The 19,952-nt window shown below is 30.8% G+C and carries 17 protein-coding genes; 5 read left to right on the forward strand and 12 right to left on the reverse strand.

Going from position 1 to position 19,952, the window contains the following annotated elements:
• Window positions 1–169: 169 nt before the first annotated feature.
• From pyk to murB, 9 genes are all read right to left on the reverse strand, one after another.
• On the reverse strand, window positions 170–1,930 hold the full coding sequence (gene pyk, locus K0039_RS12950) for a pyruvate kinase (RefSeq protein ID WP_228105487.1): 1,761 nt from the start codon (window positions 1,928–1,930) through the stop codon (window positions 170–172).
• Between the two features lie 23 nt (window positions 1,931–1,953).
• Window positions 1,954–2,913 carry a 6-phosphofructokinase gene (gene pfkA / locus K0039_RS12955; RefSeq protein ID WP_228105488.1) on the reverse strand — a complete coding sequence of 320 codons (960 nt, stop codon included), beginning with the start codon at window positions 2,911–2,913 and terminating at the stop codon, window positions 1,954–1,956.
• 156 nt (window positions 2,914–3,069) lie between these two features.
• Window positions 3,070–6,600, reverse strand: a complete 3,531-nt coding sequence (locus tag K0039_RS12960; protein ID WP_228105489.1) for a DNA polymerase III subunit alpha — start codon at window positions 6,598–6,600, stop codon at window positions 3,070–3,072.
• Window positions 6,601–6,688: 88 nt separating this feature from the next.
• Window positions 6,689–7,663, reverse strand: coding sequence for a DNA-binding protein WhiA (whiA, locus tag K0039_RS12965; RefSeq protein WP_228105490.1), 975 nt, complete (start codon window positions 7,661–7,663; stop codon window positions 6,689–6,691).
• Window positions 7,664–7,680: 17 nt separating this feature from the next.
• On the reverse strand, window positions 7,681–8,106 hold the full coding sequence (locus tag K0039_RS12970; protein ID WP_018591873.1) for an NUDIX domain-containing protein: 426 nt from the start codon (window positions 8,104–8,106) through the stop codon (window positions 7,681–7,683).
• A gap of 65 nt (window positions 8,107–8,171) precedes the next feature.
• Window positions 8,172–9,281, reverse strand: coding sequence for a gluconeogenesis morphogenetic factor MgfK (gene mgfK, locus K0039_RS12975; protein ID WP_228105491.1), 1,110 nt, complete (start codon window positions 9,279–9,281; stop codon window positions 8,172–8,174).
• 12 nt (window positions 9,282–9,293) lie between these two features.
• Window positions 9,294–10,151, reverse strand: coding sequence for an RNase adapter RapZ (gene rapZ, locus K0039_RS12980; protein WP_228105492.1), 858 nt, complete (start codon window positions 10,149–10,151; stop codon window positions 9,294–9,296).
• An 18-nt stretch (window positions 10,152–10,169) separates the two neighbouring features.
• Entirely contained in the window at window positions 10,170–10,886 is a 717-nt protein-coding gene (locus tag K0039_RS12985) for a PHP domain-containing protein (RefSeq protein ID WP_228105493.1), read from the reverse strand.
• 3 nt (window positions 10,887–10,889) lie between these two features.
• On the reverse strand, window positions 10,890–11,804 hold the full coding sequence (gene murB / locus K0039_RS12990; RefSeq protein ID WP_228105494.1) for a UDP-N-acetylmuramate dehydrogenase: 915 nt from the start codon (window positions 11,802–11,804) through the stop codon (window positions 10,890–10,892).
• Window positions 11,805–12,333: 529 nt separating this feature from the next.
• Between murB and fdhF the strand changes: the two genes are divergently transcribed.
• From fdhF to K0039_RS13010, 4 genes are read left to right on the forward strand one after another with little or no spacing between them, the layout of a single operon-like run.
• On the forward strand, window positions 12,334–14,484 hold the full coding sequence (gene fdhF, locus K0039_RS12995) for a formate dehydrogenase subunit alpha (RefSeq protein ID WP_228105495.1): 2,151 nt from the start codon (window positions 12,334–12,336) through the stop codon (window positions 14,482–14,484).
• A 60-nt stretch (window positions 14,485–14,544) separates the two neighbouring features.
• Window positions 14,545–15,099: a 4Fe-4S dicluster domain-containing protein gene (locus K0039_RS13000; RefSeq protein WP_228105496.1), complete on the forward strand. Its 555-nt coding sequence runs from the start codon at window positions 14,545–14,547 to the stop codon at window positions 15,097–15,099.
• Between the two features lie 18 nt (window positions 15,100–15,117).
• Window positions 15,118–16,494: a [FeFe] hydrogenase, group A gene (locus K0039_RS13005; protein ID WP_228105497.1), complete on the forward strand. Its 1,377-nt coding sequence runs from the start codon at window positions 15,118–15,120 to the stop codon at window positions 16,492–16,494.
• Window positions 16,495–17,040, forward strand: a complete 546-nt coding sequence (locus K0039_RS13010; RefSeq protein ID WP_228105498.1) for a 4Fe-4S dicluster domain-containing protein — start codon at window positions 16,495–16,497, stop codon at window positions 17,038–17,040.
• 99 nt (window positions 17,041–17,139) lie between these two features.
• Here the strand turns inward: K0039_RS13010 and K0039_RS13015 are convergent, their stop codons facing one another.
• Complete coding sequence (locus K0039_RS13015; protein WP_228105499.1) at window positions 17,140–17,934, reverse strand: formate/nitrite transporter family protein; 795 nt, start codon at window positions 17,932–17,934, stop codon at window positions 17,140–17,142.
• A 244-nt stretch (window positions 17,935–18,178) separates the two neighbouring features.
• On the opposite strand from K0039_RS13015, the gene fdhD reads away from it, so the two are divergent.
• Window positions 18,179–18,976: a formate dehydrogenase accessory sulfurtransferase FdhD gene (fdhD, locus tag K0039_RS13020; protein ID WP_228105500.1), complete on the forward strand. Its 798-nt coding sequence runs from the start codon at window positions 18,179–18,181 to the stop codon at window positions 18,974–18,976.
• A 42-nt stretch (window positions 18,977–19,018) separates the two neighbouring features.
• Here the strand turns inward: fdhD and K0039_RS13025 are convergent, their stop codons facing one another.
• Both K0039_RS13025 and K0039_RS13030 read right to left on the reverse strand, forming a co-directional pair.
• The gene (locus K0039_RS13025) at window positions 19,019–19,510 is read right to left on the reverse strand and encodes a MogA/MoaB family molybdenum cofactor biosynthesis protein (protein WP_228105501.1); all 492 of its coding nucleotides are present in this window, start codon (window positions 19,508–19,510) and stop codon (window positions 19,019–19,021) included.
• A gap of 1 nt (window position 19,511) precedes the next feature.
• Window positions 19,512–19,946 (reverse strand): MOSC domain-containing protein, encoded by a 435-nt coding sequence (locus K0039_RS13030; RefSeq protein WP_228105502.1) that lies wholly within the window; start codon window positions 19,944–19,946, stop codon window positions 19,512–19,514.
• Window positions 19,947–19,952 lie beyond the last annotated feature (6 nt).

Raw genomic sequence — 19,952 nt, forward strand, 5'->3', positions numbered from 1 at the left:
ACCACTAAGACTTTGGTATTATCTGAGTGGTCATTTTATATAATAGTACCATCATTTACTATAACATGCAATAATTCTCTTGTAATTTATTTCCATTCATATAAATCATGCTTTAGTAAAATATTAATGTACTATATTAAAATATATTAATTATTTTTTTATTTTATTCCTATAAAACTCTACTTGAACCTCTGTATACAGCACCTCTTGTAGTATCAACCGTTATTATTTCACCATCTTCAACATTTGATAATATATTTGTAGCAGATACGATAACTGGTTTTCCTAAGTTTATTCCAACTATTGCAGCATGAGAAGTCATTCCACCATCTTCTGTTACAATTGCAGCAGCTTTTTCTATATATGGATTCATTTCTTTATCAGTCATGCTAGTAACTAATATATCTCCTTCGTTGAAATTCTCACAAGTTTGTCCACTTTTTACTATACGTACGTTACCTTCAATTGTAGTTCTTCCTATACCTATACCTTGGCATATTTCTTCACTTACAACATGTACTTTTATTAAGTTAGTTGTTCCGCTTACTCCAGTTGGAACTCCAGCAGTTATAACAACTAACTCTCCATCGTGGATAAATCCTTCGTTTTTACTTGCTTCTATTGAGTTATCTATAAGATCATCTGTATTTCCTGCTTGTTGACAATTTACTGTATAAACACCCCAACTTAATGATAGCTGTCTACTAGTTCTCTCGTTAGGAGTAGCTGCTATAATTGGAGTATTCGGTCTAAATTTAGAAACCATTCTAGCTGTATGTCCTGAAGATGTTGATGTAACTATTCCTGAAGCAGTTAAACTTTTAGCTGTTGTGCAAGTAGCATAACTTATTGCATCTGTAACATTTGTATTGTTTAATCCTTTGCTTCTTAGAACATTATCATAATCTAAAGTTTCTTCTATTCTTTTAGCTATTGTAGCCATTGTTTTAACTGCTTCAACTGGATATTTACCTGCAGCAGTTTCTCCAGATAACATTATCGCATCTGTTCCATCATATATAGCATTGGCAACGTCAGTTACTTCAGCTCTTGTAGGTCTTGGGTTTCTTATCATAGAATCAAGCATTTGAGTAGCTGTTATAACTGGTTTACCTAACTCGTTACATTTTTTAATCATCTCTTTTTGTACTATTGGCATTTCTTCAGTTGGTATTTCAACACCTAAGTCACCTCTAGCAACCATTAAACCATCAGAAACTTGTAGTATTTCATCTAAATTATCTACACCTTCTTGGTTTTCTATTTTTGATATTATTTGTATATAAGTAGCATCATTATTTTCCAGAACTTCTCTTATAGCAAGAACATCAGATGCCTTTCTAACAAATGAAGCTGCTATGAAATCTATTCCTTGAGTTATACCAAATTCTATATCTGATATATCTTTAGGAGTTAATGCTGGTAAGTTTATTTTTACACCGGGAACGTTTACGCCTTTGTGGTTTTTAACTATACCTGAGTTTTCAACTATACAGTGAATTTCTTCACCAGCAACTTCTTCAACTCTTAATCCAACAAGGCCATCATCTATTAATATTAAGTCGCCTTTTACAACGTCATCAGCTAATCCTTTGTAACTAACTGTACAAATTTGTTTTGTCCCCATAACATCTGCCATAGTAATTGTAAATTTACTTCCTTCTTCAAGGAAAACTTCTGGATCTGCAAAGTTTCCAGTTCTTATTTCTGGACCCTTAGTATCTAGTAATATTGCAACTGATTTGTTAAGTTTTTCTCTAACTTTTTTTACAACATCCATTCTTTCCTTATGCTCTTCATGAGAACCGTGAGAGAAGTTAAATCTACAAACATTAAGACCATTTTCCATTAATTTTATTAATGTTTCTTCACTTTGAGAAGCTGGTCCTAAAGTACAAACTATTTTTGTTTTCTTAGCATTCTTAAGCATTATATTATATCCTCCTAAATGTATTATATAGATAATATTTGAGCCATTTGGTAGCTTTGCTTGTCAAAATCTTTTTTCATAGTTAAAGCTTCATGTATTTCCATATCTATTATCTTATCATCTCTTATTCCTACTACTCTAGCAGATTGACCATCTAGAAGTAATTCAACTGCTCTTACTCCTAATCTACTTGCTAATAAACGATCTGAAACTGTTGGACTTCCACCCCTTTGAACATGTCCTAATACTGTTACTCTAAGGTCTACACCAGTTCTTTCAACTATTTCTTTTCCAATATCACTAGCGTTTCCAACACCTTCTGCTAATACTATTATACTGTGTCTCTTACCTCTTTTTTTAGTAGTTTCTAATCTTAAGCAGATATCTTCTATTTTATAATCTATTTCTGGTACTATTATTGTTTCAGCACCACCAGCTAAACCTGCATATAAAGCTAAATCGCCACAATGTCTTCCCATAACTTCAACTATATTAACTCTTTCATGAGAGGACGAAGTATCTCTTATTTTACTTATAGCATCTACTATAGTGTTTAATGTTGTATCGAAACCTATTGTGTAATCTGTATAAGCTAAATCATTATCAATTGTTCCTGGTATACCTATAGCTGGAAAACCTAAGTCACTAAGTTTCTGTGCTCCATTGAAAGATCCATCTCCACCTATTACAACTAAACAGTCTATTCCATATTTCTTAAGAATTTTAACTGCTTTTTGTCTACCTTCTTCAGTTCTAAACTCTTCACATCTTGATGACTTAAGTATTGTTCCACCTCTGTGTATAATGTCTCCAACTGATGATAAATTCATTTCAACTAAATCAGATTCAATAAGACCTTTATATCCTCTATTAATACCATAAACTTTGCATCCATAGTATATGGCTGATCTAACAACAGCTCTAATAGCTGCATTCATTCCTGGTGCATCCCCACCACTAGTCAATATTCCTATTGTCTTCATAGTACTACCTCCTAATAATCCTAAATCCTTAAAGTTGTAATTTTTTACTCCCTAGGTATACATGTTCTTATTATTTTACAAAAACATTTTCACCTTTATATATTGTGTATTATATCACAAATTTCCACCTGTTTTTATATAAAACATCAATTTGTACTAATTTTTAACTTTGACGTTTTCCACGCCTAATAGTTCTTGTAATTTAGATTGTAAGTCTGAGTTTATACTAACTTCCATATCAGTCCACTTGAACATTCTTCGAGGGTGTTCTGTACATATGTAAACACCTTCATTTCCTTCATGTTGAAGTAATATTTTTTCTATAGAGTTAATGAGTTGTTGGTTCTTCATATCATCTACTTTTATAAAAATACCTGTAGTTTGTGGCCTTTTGTTTTTTGTGTATACACTATTTTGATTGTTAATTTTAAAATTATCACGATCACTTATATCCTTAATTTCTCTAGCTATAAGTTTTGCACTTTCTTCTTCTTTTATACTAAGCTTACCTTTTATATAAATAATATTATCTTCATTTAAAATAGTATTATATTGTTTCAATACTTGAGGAAATACAATAATTTCAATAGTACCATATAAATCTTCCAACTCTAAAAATGCCATTATGTCATTTCTCTTAGTTGTTTGAATTCTCTTATTAACAATCATTCCACCTAATATGACTTCTTTTTCATCTAAATTTAGATATGCTTCCATATCTTCTTTTAAAGCATTAATTTTACCATTGTCTATAGATGTATTATTTTTTAATTCTTTTTCATATTCTCCAAGAGGGTGACCGCTAACATACATTCCTAGAACTTCTTTTTCTAATGCTAGTCTTTCCCTCTCTTCAAATTCATTTATCTTAGGTATAGAGCTAACTTCTTGCTCAACTTCTACAGTTTCGCCTCCCATTTGAAGTCCATCAAATAAAGAAATTTGACCCTTAACATTTTTCTTTCTATCCATTGATACACTTTCTAATAATCTTTCATAACCCATCATTAGACTTGCCCTATTGTCACTTATATTATCAAAGGCTCCACATTTAATTAAGCTCTCTAATACCCTTTTATTTAAATCCTTTGAATCTAATCTTTTTACTAAATCCGCAAAATCTTTAAAATCTCCGTTTGCTTCTCTTTCTTTAATAATATTATTTATTACATTTATTCCTACGTTTTTCACTGCTGCTAAACCAAATCTTATATTGTGACCTTCAACAGAGAATTTTCCGAAACTTTTATTAATGTCTGGTTTTAATATTTCTATTTCTAAAGCACTACATTCCCTTATATATTCAACAACTTTATCAGTATTACCCATAACACTTGTAATTAATGCAGCCATAAATTCAACTGGATAATATGCTTTTAAATAAGCTGTTTCATAAGATACAACTCCATATGCCGCTGCATGAGATTTATTAAATGCATATTTTGCAAAGTCAATCATATCATCAAATATTTTATTTGCTATATCTTCTGGAACACCATTTCTTACACATCCTGCTATTTCAATATTTCCATTTTCATCTTCTTTACCATGTATAAAATACTGTCTCTCTTCTTCCATGACATCCATTTTCTTTTTCCCCATGGCTCTTCTTACTAAGTCACTACGGCCATAACTATATCCAGCTAAATCCCTAACAACTTGCATAACTTGTTCCTGATAAACCAAACACCCATAAGAAACTTCCATTATTGGCCTTAAACTTTCATGAATATATGTTATTTTGTCTGTGTTGTGTTTATTTTCTATATAAGTTGGAATAGAATCCATAGGACCTGGTCTATACAATGATATCCCCGCAACTATATCTTCAAAGTTACTTGGTTTAAGCTGTTTCATAAAATTTCTCATCCCAGAACTTTCTAGCTGGAATATTCCTAAAGTGTTTCCTGAAGAAAGTAACTCATAAACCTTTGAATCATCATAATCCATAGATGAAAAATCTATTCTTTTTCCATATTTATTTTCTATTAAATCAAGAGCATCTCTTATAACTGTAAGAGTTCTAAGTCCTAAAAAGTCCATTTTTAAAAGCCCTAATTCCTCTAGTGTAGTCATTGTAAACTGGGTACTTATAGACTCTTGATGTTTGTATAGTGGTACATATTCATCTACAGGATTTTTTGATATAACTACACCTGCTGCATGGGTAGATGCATGACGTAACATTCCTTCCATCTGCTTGGAAATATCTATTACTTCTTTAGTTTCAGCATCTTGCTCATATAAATTTCTTAGTTCTGGATTAACTTCCAAGGCTTTATCTATTGTCATACCTAAATCAAAAGGTATTTCTTTTGCTATTTTATCAACTTTATTGTAAGGAATATCTAATACCCTGCCAACATCTCTTATGGCCGCTTTTGCCTTCATAGTTCCGAAAGTTATAATCTGAGCAACATGGTCATCACCATATTTTCTCTTAACATAATCTATAACTTCTTCTCTTCTTTCATAGCAAAAGTCTATATCTATATCTGGCATAGATACACGTTCCGGGTTCAGGAAACGTTCAAATAAAAGTGAATATTTGATTGGATCTATATCAGTTATTCTCAAAGTATATGCAACTATAGAACCTGCCGCACTACCTCTTCCTGGACCAACCATTATATTATTTTCTTTTGCATAATTTATAAAATCCCAAGTAATCAAGAAATATTCTATATATCCCATTTTTGAAATCACATCAATTTCATAATTTAATCGGTCTATTGTTTCCTGTGTAGGATTATTATATCTTTCTTCTAGTCCTTTAAAACATAATTCTCTTAGGTAACTTTCTGTTGTGTAACCTTCTGGTACATCGTATTTTGGTAAATGATAAGTATTAAAATCAAACTCAACATTGCACCTTTCTGCGATTTTAACTGTATTATCTAAAGCTTCTATTGCATAAGGGAAAAGTTCTTCCATGTCTTCTCTTGATTTTAAATAAAATTCATCACTACCAAATTTCATTCTACTTGGATCATTTAAAGTTTTACCCATTTGTATACACATAAGTACATCATGAGTTTTTGAGTCCTCTTTATTTACATAATGCAAGTCGTTTGTAGCAACAAGAGGTATGCCCGTCTCCTTAGATAATTTGACTAATCCTGCATTTACCTCCTTTTGTTCTGGTAAATGATGATCTTGTATCTCTAAATAAAAATTATTTTCTCCAAATATTTCTCTGTATAATAAAGCAAATCTTTTGGCTTCTTCATAGTTTCTATTTAAAATATTATTTGATACATCCCCGGCTAAACAAGCTGATAATGCTATAATTCCTTCACTATGTTTTCTTAATTCTTCTATATCAACTCTTGGCTTGTAATAAAATCCTTCAACATAAGATGTTGAAACTAATTTTATTAAATTCTTGTATCCCGTCATATTTTCAGCCAATAAAACTAAATGACCATATCTTTTATCATAGTTTGGGTCTTTATCCCTTAGGCCACGAGATGCTGTGTATACTTCACATCCTATAACTGGCTTTATTCCTGCCTTTTTTGCTTTTTTATAAAAATCTATAGCTCCAAACATACAACCATGGTCTGTTATAGCTATAGCTTTCATATTTAGTTCTTTTGCTCGTCCTATTAATTTATCTAGTCTGGAAAATCCATCTAATAAACTGTACTCCGTATGCACATGAAGATGAATAAAATCTTTATTCATTATCTCACCTCCTAAATTTATAAACTTATTTTATTTTATCATATTATGTAATTAAAAAAGAGGTTATATATTATAACCCCCTTAATAATTAATTTTCATCATTATATTCGCTATTAAACTCTTTATTTCTCAATTCATTAGCTATTTCTTCTAATTTTTTTAATCTGTGATTTACACCTGATTTACTAATTTGAGGAGTTAATAATTCTCCCAACTCTTTTAATGTTAAATCTTCATTCTCTACTCTTAATAATGCAATTTGCTGTAAGCTTTGTGGCAATTTACTTATACCCATTTTTCGTTCAATTAATTTTATATTTTCTACTTGCCTTACTGCTGCATTAACTGTCTTAGAAAGATTAGCTGTTTCACAGTTTACTATTCTATTTACATCATTTCTCATTTGTTTTAATATTTTTGTGTTTTGAAGACTTAAAAGAGCTTGAAAACCTCCTATAAGACTTAATAAATCCGATATTTGTTCACTTTCTTTCAAATATACAACATAAGAATTTTTTCTACACACTATTTTTGAATTTAACCCTAAAGAGTTGATTAAATTCATTAATGACTCTGCAAATTCTTCGCTATTAGCAACAAATTCTAGATGATAATTTTTTTCCGGATCACTTATTGAACCTCCACCTAGAAATGCACCTCTAAGAAATGCTTTTTTACATTCCTCATCTTCATATACCCAAGATGGTATTGTATGAGAAGGTAAAAAATTTTCATTTTTATCTAATAGACCTAAAGTTTTCATTAACTCTTCAGATCCCATATCACTTTTTATCGTTAGCACATAACTATTATTTCTCTTTAACATTTGGTTTTTATTAACTACAATAGTTGTATTTATATTAAAATCAGATTTTAATATTTTAAAAACTTTTCTAGCTACTGAATTTAATTCTGTAGAAATTTTCAAGTTAATCTTTTTATATCCAGCAATTTGAATAGTACCAGCTAGTTTTGCTATTCCTGATAATTCAGCTTTTTTATAACATAAGCTTTCCGGCATCAATCTTGCCAGTTCATTTTTCGTTTCTGTAGAAAAAGACATACATACCACCTATTATTCTAGCTCTTCTTTAATCTTTTTTTTATTTCTTTTAAAGCCACCTTTATAATTTCCTTCTCATCATCATATCTTGCCAAATCAACAACTCTATCTATATGAATAAACTTTGCATCCACAAATCCTTCTTCTTTTTGTGGTACTGTGTCCATATTCTTAGACTGCATCAAATACCAAAATACAGTTTTATGAACAGCTCTATTTTCATCCCAATTTTCTTTGAAAGTATAATGTATTTCTCCAAGATATTTTAACGTTTCGGCTTTTACTCCTGTTTCTTCTGACACTTCTCTTAATGCAGCTTCTTCGTTATTTTCACCTTCTTCTACTTTTCCTTTGGGCAAGACCCAGTCGCCGTTAAACTTCCTCAGTAGAAGAATAGCATTTCCAAATAACACCACCCCACCGGCACTAATTTCTTCTCTCATAGATGTTCACTCCTTAAAACTAACATAATAATAAGGATTTCTACATAAAAATCTAAAATCCTTTTTTACCTTGCTCTGTCATAATCATGACTTAGTGCCAAATTATTAATTACTTCACATATAGAATCTGCGTGATGTCTAATATAGTCGTTTTTAATTTCTATCAAATCTCCCTCGACTATTTTGATACCCATATTCTTTAGTGTTATTCTTTGTTCCTTATCTAATAATACCTGGTTTGCTCCATCTTTTTTATATTTTTCAAATTGATTATCAGGTATTATTTCGTCGTTGGCTATAACATAGTCAATCAAGTTCTCTTTTGTATGTTTGTTTATAGCTTTAACGTGGTCTAATACATCATATCCATCAGTTTCTCCTGGTTGAGTCATTACATTAGGAATATATATTTTTGTAGCCTTACTTCCCTTTATAGCTTCAACCACACCTTCTACTAATAAATTTGGTATTATACTAGTATATAAACTTCCTGGACCCATTATAATGTAATCAGCCTCATAAATAGAATTAATCACTTCATTTAAAGGTTTTGCGTCTTTAGGCTCCAAATATACTTCTTCAATTTTACTTTTTTGTTTTCTTACTTCCCTAGGAATTTTAGACTCCCCTTTTATTACATTTCCATTATTTAATTTAGCAATTAAGTCGATACTTTCTAATGTAACTGGTAAAACTCTACCTGTTATATTAAAAATCTCACTTAATTTATAAACAGCTGTTTCAAAATTTCCATATAATCCATTCATAGCTGCTAAAAAAAGATTTCCAAAGCTCTGTCCTTTTAGACCACCTTCTTCAAATCTATATTGCATTACTTCTTGCATGGTAGGTTCAGTATTAGCTAGAGCTAGCAAACAGTTCCTAATGTCTCCTGGTGGTAACATTCCTAAATCTGATCTTAAAACCCCAGATCCTCCGCCATCGTCTGCAACAGTAACAACAGCTGTTATATTAGGTGTAATCTTTTTAAGACCTCTTAAAAAAATTGATTGACCTGTACCTCCACCAATAACTACTACATGAGCTTTATCAACCTCTATAGTCTTTTTTGCACTATCTTTTTTTACTTGTTTTTTTGCTTTTATAAAAAAAGCTATACCTAGAACTAAGGTTACCATGCCTAGAATATCTATAATGTAAGCCAAATATTTCATAGCTGCCTCCGCCTATCTTAGCATAAAATCTCTATGCTTCTTAACTACTCTGTATCCCTGTTTCATTAGTTCATCGCTTATTAAGTTAGATATTGTTACAGATCTATGTCTTCCGCCTGTACATCCTATACTTATAACTAGATGATGTTTTCCTTCTTCTATATATTGAGGAACTAAAAAGTTAATCATATCTAATAATTTTTCATAAAATTGATTGCTTATATCAGAGTTCATAACATAATCTCTAACATCTTGCTCTTCACCTGTTTTACTTCTTAACTCATCAACATAATAAGGATTTGGTAAAAATCTCACATCAAAAACTAAATCAGAATCTGAAGGTATTCCATGTTTAAATCCAAATGAAACTACCGATATAGTTAAGTTGTTATTAACCTCTCCATTCGCATATATCTTACTTATTTCTTCTTTAAGATCTTTAGGTTTCATATTGGATGTATCTATTATACAATCAGCAATTTCTTTCAATGGCTCTAGGATTGTTCTTTCCATCTTTATACCTTCTGGTATCTGCCTGTTAATTGCTAGAGGATGATTTCTTCTAGTCATTTTGTATCTTTTTAATAAAATATCATCAGCACAATCTAGATATAGTACTTCAAAAGGATATTTATCCTTTCTTAAAGTGTTTAAACTTTCATGTAACGCTTCAAAAAATTTCCTTCCTCTTACATCTATTCCTAATGCTACCTTATCTATAGTTGAGTTAGATTGATAGCATAATTCAGCAAACTTAGGAATTAAAGTAGGTGGTAAATTATCTACGCAATAAAATCCCATATCTTCTAGAGATCTCATTGCTTCACTTTTTCCAGATCCAGAAAGTCCAGTAACTATTATAAACTTCATTTATAAACTCCCTTTTTATTAAAATTTAATATTTTCTATCAGTGATAAATCAATCTTCGCTTCCTTAATAGTGTTTAATGCCAGGTCAAAGTTACCAACATTTTGCGGAATATGAGCATCAGATCCAACTATAAAAGTATTCTCTATATGCTCAATTTTTTTTAGTTGTTCTACATTTAAAAATTTGTGACTACTATTTATTTCTAATCTAGTATTTGTTTTTTTTGCAACTTTTGCAATTTCTTCTATATATACATCACCCTTATCTCCTGGATGAGTAATCACAAATATATCATTATTTTTCATAGCATTAATTATGGCTAAAGTATTATATTCTTTTGATTTATTTGCTTTGAAAATATAATTATTAGCATGATTAAGTAGACCTTTTAAGTTTGTTGGCTTCGATCCAAAATGATAACCAGCCATAACATAATCTAAAACTTCTCCTATTTTATCATCGTAATCAATATTTCCTTTATCATCTAATATATTACTTTCAACTCCCAATAGAATTTTTATCTTGTCTTTATATTTTTCATTGAGAAAATCTATTTCTTCCCTCATTTTAAATATATCATTTTTCTTAATGCCATAGGTTAAGTGATCATAGCTATGATCTGATATTCCAAGAGTTTCAATACCTTTTGAAATAGCTACTTTCACATTCTCTTCTATTGTTCCTTTACCATGACTGTATATGGTATGTGTATGATAATCAGCTAGAATTTTCATTTATTAATCCTCTCCTAGAATCTTCACTTCTTCCTCTAACATTATACCAAATTTTGCATTTACTGTGCTTTTAACTATAAACATTAAGTCTAATATATCTTTTGCACTAGCTCCTCCAGGGTTTATAACAAAACCACAATGTTTATCTGAAACTTGTGCTCCTCTTAAGCTAAGTCCTCTAAGTCCACAGTCATCAATTAGTTTTGCTGCAAAATATCCTTCTGGTCTCTTAAATGTACTTCCTGCACTTGGGAAGTTTAGAGGTTGTTTAGTTGATCTTCTATTTGCATAGTCTGACATAGTTTCTTTTATTTCATCAGCATTACCTAGTTGTAATTCTATTACAGCAGATAAACCTATATAATCATTAGTTGTTAATATACTTCTTCTATACTCAAATTTCATTTCTTCATTAGATAACTCAAATATATTACCTTCTCTATCCATAAGTCTTACAGCTTTTACAATTTGTTTCATTTCTCCACCATAAGCTCCTGCATTCATGGCTAATGCTCCACCTAAAGTTCCTGGTATTCCAGCTGCAAATTCAAATCCTGTTAAAGAACTTTTAAGAGCATTTCTACCTAGTATAGATAACAAAGCCCCACTTTGTGCTTTTATTATATTTCCTTCTATTTCATAATTATTGAAGTTATCTAATAACTCTATAACTATTCCTCTTATTCCGCCATCTTTTACAAGAAGATTTGAACCATTACCTATAACTATAAAAGGTATGTTTTCTTCCTTAGCAAATTTTATTACTTTACTTAATTCTTCCTCAGTCTTAGGTTTAAGTAAAAAATCTACTGGTCCTCCAACTCTAAAAGATATATGCTTTTTCATTGGTTCATCAACCTTTATGCTTTCTTCATCTAATATATTTAATAATTGTTTATATATAAATTCCTTTTTCATTATATTTTCCTCCCAGATCATTCTCTTTATTAATTAATAATCAAATTTATATTGTAAATGTTTTTCATACTTTCAAATTATACGTTTTATCTTTACTTTTAGTATATGCTTTTACTTTAAAAAGGATAAATTTTAATCATAAAATGATTTTACCACATATTTTTATAATATTTAATGAAAATTTCTCAAATCCTTAGACCTATACAAATGTATTAATTATCTATTACATATGTATTTTTATTTCATAAAAATGTAAATTATGGACTAACTTAAAGATATAAATATAAAATTATTATATTTTAACTCAAGTTGAATATGAAAATAAGAGATGATATAATAAAATTAGTATATTTTAACATTTTTATGTTTAAGACTAACTGACCAATAATTTTTAATTCAATTTTTATAAGAAGTCTTCATCATCATTTTATTTAATATTTAAGCTTACTCTTTTGCTCAATATTTCCATTAATATTGAGCAAATATTATATTTATCAGTAAAGTATTTTAAAATAAGGGGGATAAACTCATGGAAAAAGAAGTTTTAACCACTTGTCCTTACTGTGGTGCTGGATGTCAGTTTTATCTAGTAGTTGATGAAGAAAAAAATCAAATCATAAAAAGCAAACCTGCCCAAGGAAGAACAAATGAAGGTACATTATGCCTTAAAGGTCATTATGGATGGGATTTCCTAAATGATCCGCAAATTTTAACTCCAAGACTTACTAAACCTTTAATCAGAAAAAATGGAACCTTAGAAGAAGTTGAGTGGGATGAAGCAATCTCTTATACAGCTTCTAGACTAAATGAAATCAAAGAAAAATATGGACCAGATTCAATAATGGGAACTGGCTCTGCCAGAGGCCCAGGAAATGAAGCTAACTATATTATGCAAAAATTTATGAGAGCTGCAGTAGGTACTAATAATGTTGACCACTGCGCCCGTGTTTGACATGCCCCATCTGTAGCCGGTTTGGCTTACTCATTAGGTAGTGGTGCAATGTCTAACTCTATACCTGAAATTGAAAATGCAAATTTATTACTTGTATTTGGATATAACGGTGCCGATTCTCACCCTATAGTTGCAAGAAGAATTGTTAAAGCAAAAGAAAAAGGAGCTAAAATAATAACTGTTGACCCTAGAGTTACAGAAACTGCAAGAATTTCTGATATGCATTTAGCTTTAAAAGGTGGAACTAATATGATTTTAGTTAATGCCTTCGGTAATGTTTTAATAAATGAAAATCTATATGACAAAGACTTCGTAGCAAATCATGCTGACAATTTTGAAGAATATAAGAAAATTGTTGAACCTTATACTCCTGAATATGCAGAAAAATACACTCATATACCAGCCGACTCCATAAGACAAGCAATGAGAGAATATGCCAAGGCAAGAGATTCTATGATTCTATACGGCATGGGTGTTTGCCAATTCTCACAAGCTGTTGATGTAGTTAAAGGTTTGGCTTCTTTAGCTTTACTTACAGGCAACTTAGGAAGACCTAATGTTGGTATTGGACCAGTACGTGGTCAAAACAATGTTCAAGGTGCTTGTGATATGGGCGCCCTTCCAGATGTTTATCCAGGCTATCAAAAAGTTACTAATCCTCAAATTAGAGAAAAATTCGAAAAAGCTTGGGGTGTTACTCTTCCATCTGAAATAGGCGTTAAAATCACAGAAGTTCCTCATGCTGTTTTAGAAGAAAATAAAATAAAAGCTTACTATATATTTGGTGAAGACCCAGTTCAAAGTGACCCAGATGCTTCTGAGGTAAGAGAAACTTTAGACGCTTGTGAATTTGTTGTTGTACAAGATATATTCATGAACAAAACTGCTCTTCATGCTGATGTTATTTTACCTGCAACATCTTGGGGTGAACATGATGGTGTTTATTCTTGCGCTGACAGAGGTTTTCAAAGAATCAGAAAAGCTGTTGAGCCTAAAGGTGATGTAAAAACTGACTGGGATATAATTTGTAAAGTTTCTACTGCTATAGGATATCCTATGCAATATAATAGCACAAAAGAAATTTGGGATGAGATGAGAAGTTTAACTCCTAGTTTCTTTGGTGCGACTTATGAAAAAATAGAAAAATTAGGTTGTGTTCAATGGCCATGTAGAAGTGAGTCTGATGAGGATAAAGGCTCTATATTCCTTCACAAAGATGGCAATTTCTCTACTGATAATGGTAGAGGTAAGTTATTCGCTGCTGAATGGAGACCTCCTTATGAGATTGAAGATGATGAATATCCTTTCAGTTTATCAACTGTAAGAGAAGTTGGACATTATTCTGTTAGAACAATGACTGGTAACTGTAGAACTCTTTCTCAATTGGAGGATGAACCTGGTTATTTACAAATGAATTATAAAGATGCACAGAAGCTTGATATTGAAGATAATGAAATAATTAGAGTAAGTTCTAGAAGAGGTAGCGTATTAACAAGGGCCCTAGTAACAGATAGAGTTCAAGAAGGCGCTACTTATATGACTTATCAATGGTGGGTAGGTGCTTGTAATGAACTTACAGTAGCTAGTCTTGACCCTATTTCTAAAACTCCAGAATACAAATATTGTGCTGTTAAAGTTGAAAAAATTGATGATCAAAACTATGCCGAAGAATGCGTAAAAAATACTTATAAAGATCTACGAATCAAAATGGGTGTTAAAAATATCTAATCAAGGAGACATTCAATCTAATTTTTATGAATTAATTATATTAAAGAAAGGTGAAATTGTATGAAAAATAAATTAGGTTCATTTGTAATTGCTGACTCTAGTAAGTGTACTGGTTGCAGAGCTTGTGAAGTGGCTTGCTTCGCTACTCACAACAAGAAAAGTAACTCTGTCAGCTATACAGTTGGTACTGTAGAAGTTCCTATAATTCCAAGACTTTACTTAGTAAAAGATGAAGATATTTGTATGCCTATACAATGTAGACATTGTGAGGATGCTCCTTGTTTAAATACTTGCGCTGTAAAAGCAATCTCAAGAATTGATGGTATGGTAATTGTTGATGATGATAAATGTATAGGATGTAAAACTTGCTTACTAGCCTGTCCTTTTGGAGCTATCGACTTATTAACTCAGTTTAAAGATAAAAAACCTGTTGAACAAATTGCAATAAATGAAAGCAAAAAAATAGCTTATAAATGTGATTTATGCAAAGATAATGATAAAATAGCTTGCGTAAATGCATGCCCTAATGAAGCTTTAAGACTTGTTACTCCTCTTGAAGATAAAAAAGAGAAAAACATAAAAGCTGCTTTGAATTTATTGTCAGCAACTAAATAGGATAAGGGGGATAAAAGTATGATAGTTAGTATAGATAAAGATTTATGCACAGGATGTCAAGAATGCGTAAAAGTATGTCCTGCCTTTGCAATTGAAGGAGAAGCTGGTAAACCACAAGAAATAAATGAAGATCGTTGTGTAGTCTGTGGTCAATGTGTTCAAGTTTGTAAGTCATATGCATCTATTATTGATCATGGTGAAGAACTTATAGAAAATAAAAAATCTAAAAGAAAATTACCTGATGTAATTAGTGAGCCTCTATTTGCTGCTAATCATGTTTGTGATGTGGATAGAGTAAAAGAAGCTTTAAAAGACCCTAGTAAAATAACTATGGTTCAATGTGCCCCTGCTGTTAGAGTTGCTCTTGGTGAAGACTTTGGAATGGAATTAGGATCTCTAGCTCCAGGTAAAATGGCTGCTGCATTGAAGGCTCTTAAGTTTGATAAAGTTTATGATACAAACTTTGCAGCAGATTTGACTATTATGGAAGAAGGAAATGAGTTAATTAAAAGAGTTACAACTGGCGGGACTTTACCAATGTTCACATCTTGTTGTCCAGCTTGGGTTAAATTTTTAGAAGATAATTATCCTGAATTAACAGACCATCTATCTACTTGTAAATCACCACAGCAAATGGCTGGTGCTGTTTTCAAAACTTATGGAGCGGAAATTAATAATATTGAGGCAAAAGATATTTATAGTGTTTCTATTATGCCTTGTACATGTAAGAAATTTGAATGTGATAGACCTGAGATGAAATCTAGCGGATATAGAGATGTGGATGTGGTTTTAACTACTAGAGAATTAGCTTACTTAATAAAAGATGCTAACATCGATTTTGATACACTTGAAGACAGTGAGTTTGAAAGTCCTTTAGGAATATATACTGGTGCTGGTACTATATTTGGAGTTACTGGTGGTGTTATGGAAGCTGCTCTTCGTACTAGTTATGAAGTTATAACTGGAGAAAAAATACCTAGTATAGATCTACCTGCTGTTAGAGGCTCCGAAGGTTTTAGAACTGCCCAAATAAAAGTTGGAGATTTAACATTAAAAATTGGTATTGTAACAGGTCTTAAAAATATAGTTCCTATTTTAGAAGACTTAAAATCAGGCAAACTAAATTTAGATTTTATTGAGGTTATGACTTGTCCTGTTGGATGTGTAAGTGGTGGTGGTCAGCCTAAGTTATTACTAGAAGAGTATAGAGAATTAGCTTACAATAATAGAACTGAAGCTACTTATATTCATGATAAAAACTTACCACTAAGAAAATCACATGAAAATCCTGAAATAACTAAGATATATGAAGAGTTCTTAAAAGAACCTTTAGGAAATGTATCTCATCATTTATTACACACTAAATATTGTATAGGAAAGGAAGTGACTAACTAAATGAATTATTTTGTTATAGCTGATCCATTAAAATGTATCGGATGTAGGACTTGTATGGTAGCTTGTGTCGTTGAACATAGTAAAGAAGATATATTCTATCAAGATCCGAAAGATATAAATTTTAATCCTAAGTTAGAAGTTGTAAAAAACGCTCAAGTTAGTGCTCCTATACAATGTAGACATTGTGAAGATGCTCCTTGTGCAAAGTCATGTCCTCATAATGCTCTTACAAAAGAAGGTAATTCTATAGTTGTTAATGAAGAAAAATGTATAGGATGTAAAAACTGTATGCTTGCCTGTCCTTTTGGTGCTATTAATTTAAACGATACAGAAAAAGGAAAACTTATTAACTTAGAAAATATTCCAACTGATAAACTATTTTGTATAGAAAAAATGGTGGCTAATAAATGTGATCTTTGTAGTGATGCAGATGAAGGCCCTGCTTGCATAAGAGTATGCCCTACTTCTGCATTTAGAATTGTAACAGAAGAAGATTTGTCTACATCTATAAAAAATAAAAGAAAATCTGCTACTGTGAGACTATAGTTTCATTACTTTATAACGTAAAACTAATTTTATAACTAAAAAATACTACCTTTTATTAAACTAAAGGTAGTATTTTTATATCTACAATTATATTTTTAATTATGACTCTTGTTTAGAAACTTTAGGCTCATCTTTTAAATACGCATAATTATACAAGAAAGGTATTATTATACCTCCTCCAATTATATTACCAATTGTTACAAATACTAAATTTTTTATTAATGCTGCCATAGTAACCTTAGCACCTAATAACATTCCCATTGGGATAAAGAACATATTTGCCACACTATGCTCAAATCCACATAGTACAAATAACATTATTGGGAACCAACAAGCGAATATTTTTGACACGATATCTTGAGCAGATGTTGCAAGCCATACACCCAAAACAACTAAAATATTACACATTATTCCTCTAAGTATTAATGTCATAACATCTAAGGACGCTTTACCTTCAGCTATTGCTATAGCCTTTGTACCTGCATCTCCTCCTAAAACTCCCCCATAAAATACTATTAGTGCTAAAAATACAGATCCAACTAGGTTAGCTATCCATACAACTCCCCAGTTTCTAAACATTTGTGATAAAGTAATTTTTTTGTTCATAACAGCTAATGTCATTAAGTTATTACCAGTAAATAATTCTGCACCTCCAACAACTACCAACATAAGTCCAACAGGGAAGACAACTGCTCCCGCAAATTTAGCCAAACCCGGGTCTATATTCCCTAGAGTTTGGCTTATTATTGTATTAGCTAATCCACCGAATCCAATATACATACCTGCTAGAATTCCTAAATAAATCATTGGTGATGTTTTTAAGTTAGCTTTTCCCACGCCAACATTTATCATCGTATTAGCTATTTCCTTGGGTGTCAAAAATCTCTTTTCCATAAAATTAACCCCCTCTTACAAGTTTATTACCTTTACATTAATTATAGCAATGTTTCAATAAAATTGTTATTTTTCTAACATGTATACATTATTCTTAATGCCAAAATACTTGTCTATTTTTTGTAATATGAACCTATATCAAAAATAAAAATGATACAATTAAAGTATTATATAGGCATCTCAATATAATTTTATCTACATTCAGTTATCTCCTATATTTATTATTTTATTTGGAGGTTTTTAAATGGCAAATTTTAATGTGAAAGACGATGATTATTTAGCTAATTATGAATACGACTATTCTTTTCAATTTCCTTTGATAAAGGTAAATAATTTCGATAGCATTTATGATGATGATGTAGTTGTTGCAGAGTTCCCCCTTGGGTTAGTTGTTAACGGTAAATATGAAAATACATTTTTATGTACCCCTTTTAAACTTAAAGAGTTGGTTGTTGGATATTTATGCTATAAAAATTTAATTAGTTGCAAAGATGATATTTTAAGTTTTGAAATAAATCATGATAGGAATGTGGCTTATGTATGTATTAATGAATCTAATATTAATCTTTATGAAAATATTCTTTATCTGAATGATTATGATTTCCTAAAAGCTAATCCTATTTGTAATGATAGCTTGAAAATTAATGCTAGTGATATATATAAAACAATGGAAAATAATTTAAACTTATCCCAATTATTTAAGAACACTGCTGGTGTCCATTGCATTAGCATTTATGGTAATAATCAACTGATTATTGCTTGTGAAGATGTGGCAAGACATAATGCTCTGGATAAAGCCATAGGTCACTGCATACTAAATGATATTCCACTAAATGATAAAATCATATTTGTAAGTGGAAGACTTTCATTTGAAATGATAAAAAAAGCTGCAATGGTCAAAGTTCCCATAGTTGTTGCTAAGTCTGCCACTACAAGTTTAGTAATAGAGACTGCGCAAAAATTAAATATCACTTTAATTGGTTTTGTACGTGATAAAAAAATGAATATTTATACTAATCCACATAGAATATTATTAAAATAATTAAAAAGGACTGAATTCATATAGAATTGCAGTCCTTTTTAATTATTTTCTTCCACACTCATTTGCAGAACCTTTTAATATATCAATACCATGATTTAAGGCAGGCATTATACACTCCATACTTTCTTTTACAGCTTTCGGGCTTCCTGGCATATTTATTATTAAAGTTTCTTTTCTTATAACAGATACTCCTCTGCTAAGCATAGCTTTTGGAGTAAACTGCATACTATAGCTTCTTATAGCTTCTGATATACCTGGTACAAGTTTTTCAGCTATTTCTAAAGTAGCTTCAGGAGTATTATCCCTTTTAGAAAAACCTGTTCCTCCAGTAGTTAAAATCAAATCTACTACATTTTCATCACATAGTTGTTTCATTTCACTTGAAATCATATCTTTATCATCAGGTAAAACCTTATAATAAACTACTTCATATCCAAAACTAGACACTATTTCTTTTATTTTTGGACCACTTTCGTCTACTCTTTCTCCCTTTGATCCTTTATCACTAGCTGTTATTATTCCTACTCTATACATATTATTCTCCCTTAATTACAATTTCATCGCCTGATTTTATTGTTCCACCATTCAGGACTCTTGCAAATATACCTTCTCTTGGCATTATGCAATCGCCCATTTTTTTAAATATTTCACATCCATTGTGACATTTTTTACCTATTTGAGTAATTTCTAAAACTACATCATTACACTTAAATACCGTTCCAACTGGAATATTTTTAAGGTCATAACCTTCCACGATTAAATTTTCTCCAAAAGCACCTGACTCTACACCAGCACCCAATTCATTAAAAGCTACAACCTTTTCATGTGATAATAAACTTACTTGTCTATGCCATTTTCCTGCATGGGCATCCCCTTGTATGCCAAAGTCTTCAATGAATATTCCTTCATCTACACTTTTCTTTTGTACACCCTTTCTTTCACTTATACATACAGCAATGATTTTTCCCATTGTTAA

Origin of the sequence: Terrisporobacter mayombei (assembly GCF_020748465.1) — a bacterium.
Classification (GTDB): Bacteria; Bacillota; Clostridia; order Peptostreptococcales; family Peptostreptococcaceae; genus Terrisporobacter; species Terrisporobacter mayombei.

Excerpts from the sequence above, each read along its gene's own strand:
- rapZ (WP_228105492.1), bottom strand. The coding sequence starts at position 10,151 with ATGAAGTTTATAATAGTTACTGGACTTTCTGGATCTGGAAAAAGTGAA.
- murB (WP_228105494.1), bottom strand. The coding sequence starts at position 11,804 with ATGAAAAAGGAATTTATATATAAACAATTATTAAATATATTAGATGAA.
- fdhD (WP_228105500.1), top strand. The coding sequence starts at position 18,179 with ATGGCAAATTTTAATGTGAAAGACGATGATTATTTAGCTAATTATGAA.
- K0039_RS13025 (WP_228105501.1), bottom strand. The coding sequence starts at position 19,510 with ATGTATAGAGTAGGAATAATAACAGCTAGTGATAAAGGATCAAAGGGA.
- pyk (WP_228105487.1), bottom strand. The coding sequence starts at position 1,930 with ATGCTTAAGAATGCTAAGAAAACAAAAATAGTTTGTACTTTAGGACCA.
- K0039_RS13000 (WP_228105496.1), top strand. The coding sequence starts at position 14,545 with ATGAAAAATAAATTAGGTTCATTTGTAATTGCTGACTCTAGTAAGTGT.
- whiA (WP_228105490.1), bottom strand. The coding sequence starts at position 7,663 with ATGTCTTTTTCTACAGAAACGAAAAATGAACTGGCAAGATTGATGCCG.
- K0039_RS12985 (WP_228105493.1), bottom strand. The coding sequence starts at position 10,886 with ATGAAAATTCTAGCTGATTATCATACACATACCATATACAGTCATGGT.
- pfkA (WP_228105488.1), bottom strand. The coding sequence starts at position 2,913 with ATGAAGACAATAGGAATATTGACTAGTGGTGGGGATGCACCAGGAATG.
- K0039_RS13005 (WP_228105497.1), top strand. The coding sequence starts at position 15,118 with ATGATAGTTAGTATAGATAAAGATTTATGCACAGGATGTCAAGAATGC.
- K0039_RS12960 (WP_228105489.1), bottom strand. The coding sequence starts at position 6,600 with ATGAATAAAGATTTTATTCATCTTCATGTGCATACGGAGTACAGTTTA.
- K0039_RS13010 (WP_228105498.1), top strand. The coding sequence starts at position 16,495 with ATGAATTATTTTGTTATAGCTGATCCATTAAAATGTATCGGATGTAGG.
- K0039_RS13030 (WP_228105502.1), bottom strand. The coding sequence starts at position 19,946 with ATGGGAAAAATCATTGCTGTATGTATAAGTGAAAGAAAGGGTGTACAA.
- K0039_RS12970 (WP_018591873.1), bottom strand. The coding sequence starts at position 8,106 with ATGAGAGAAGAAATTAGTGCCGGTGGGGTGGTGTTATTTGGAAATGCT.
- K0039_RS13015 (WP_228105499.1), bottom strand. The coding sequence starts at position 17,934 with ATGGAAAAGAGATTTTTGACACCCAAGGAAATAGCTAATACGATGATA.
- mgfK (WP_228105491.1), bottom strand. The coding sequence starts at position 9,281 with ATGAAATATTTGGCTTACATTATAGATATTCTAGGCATGGTAACCTTA.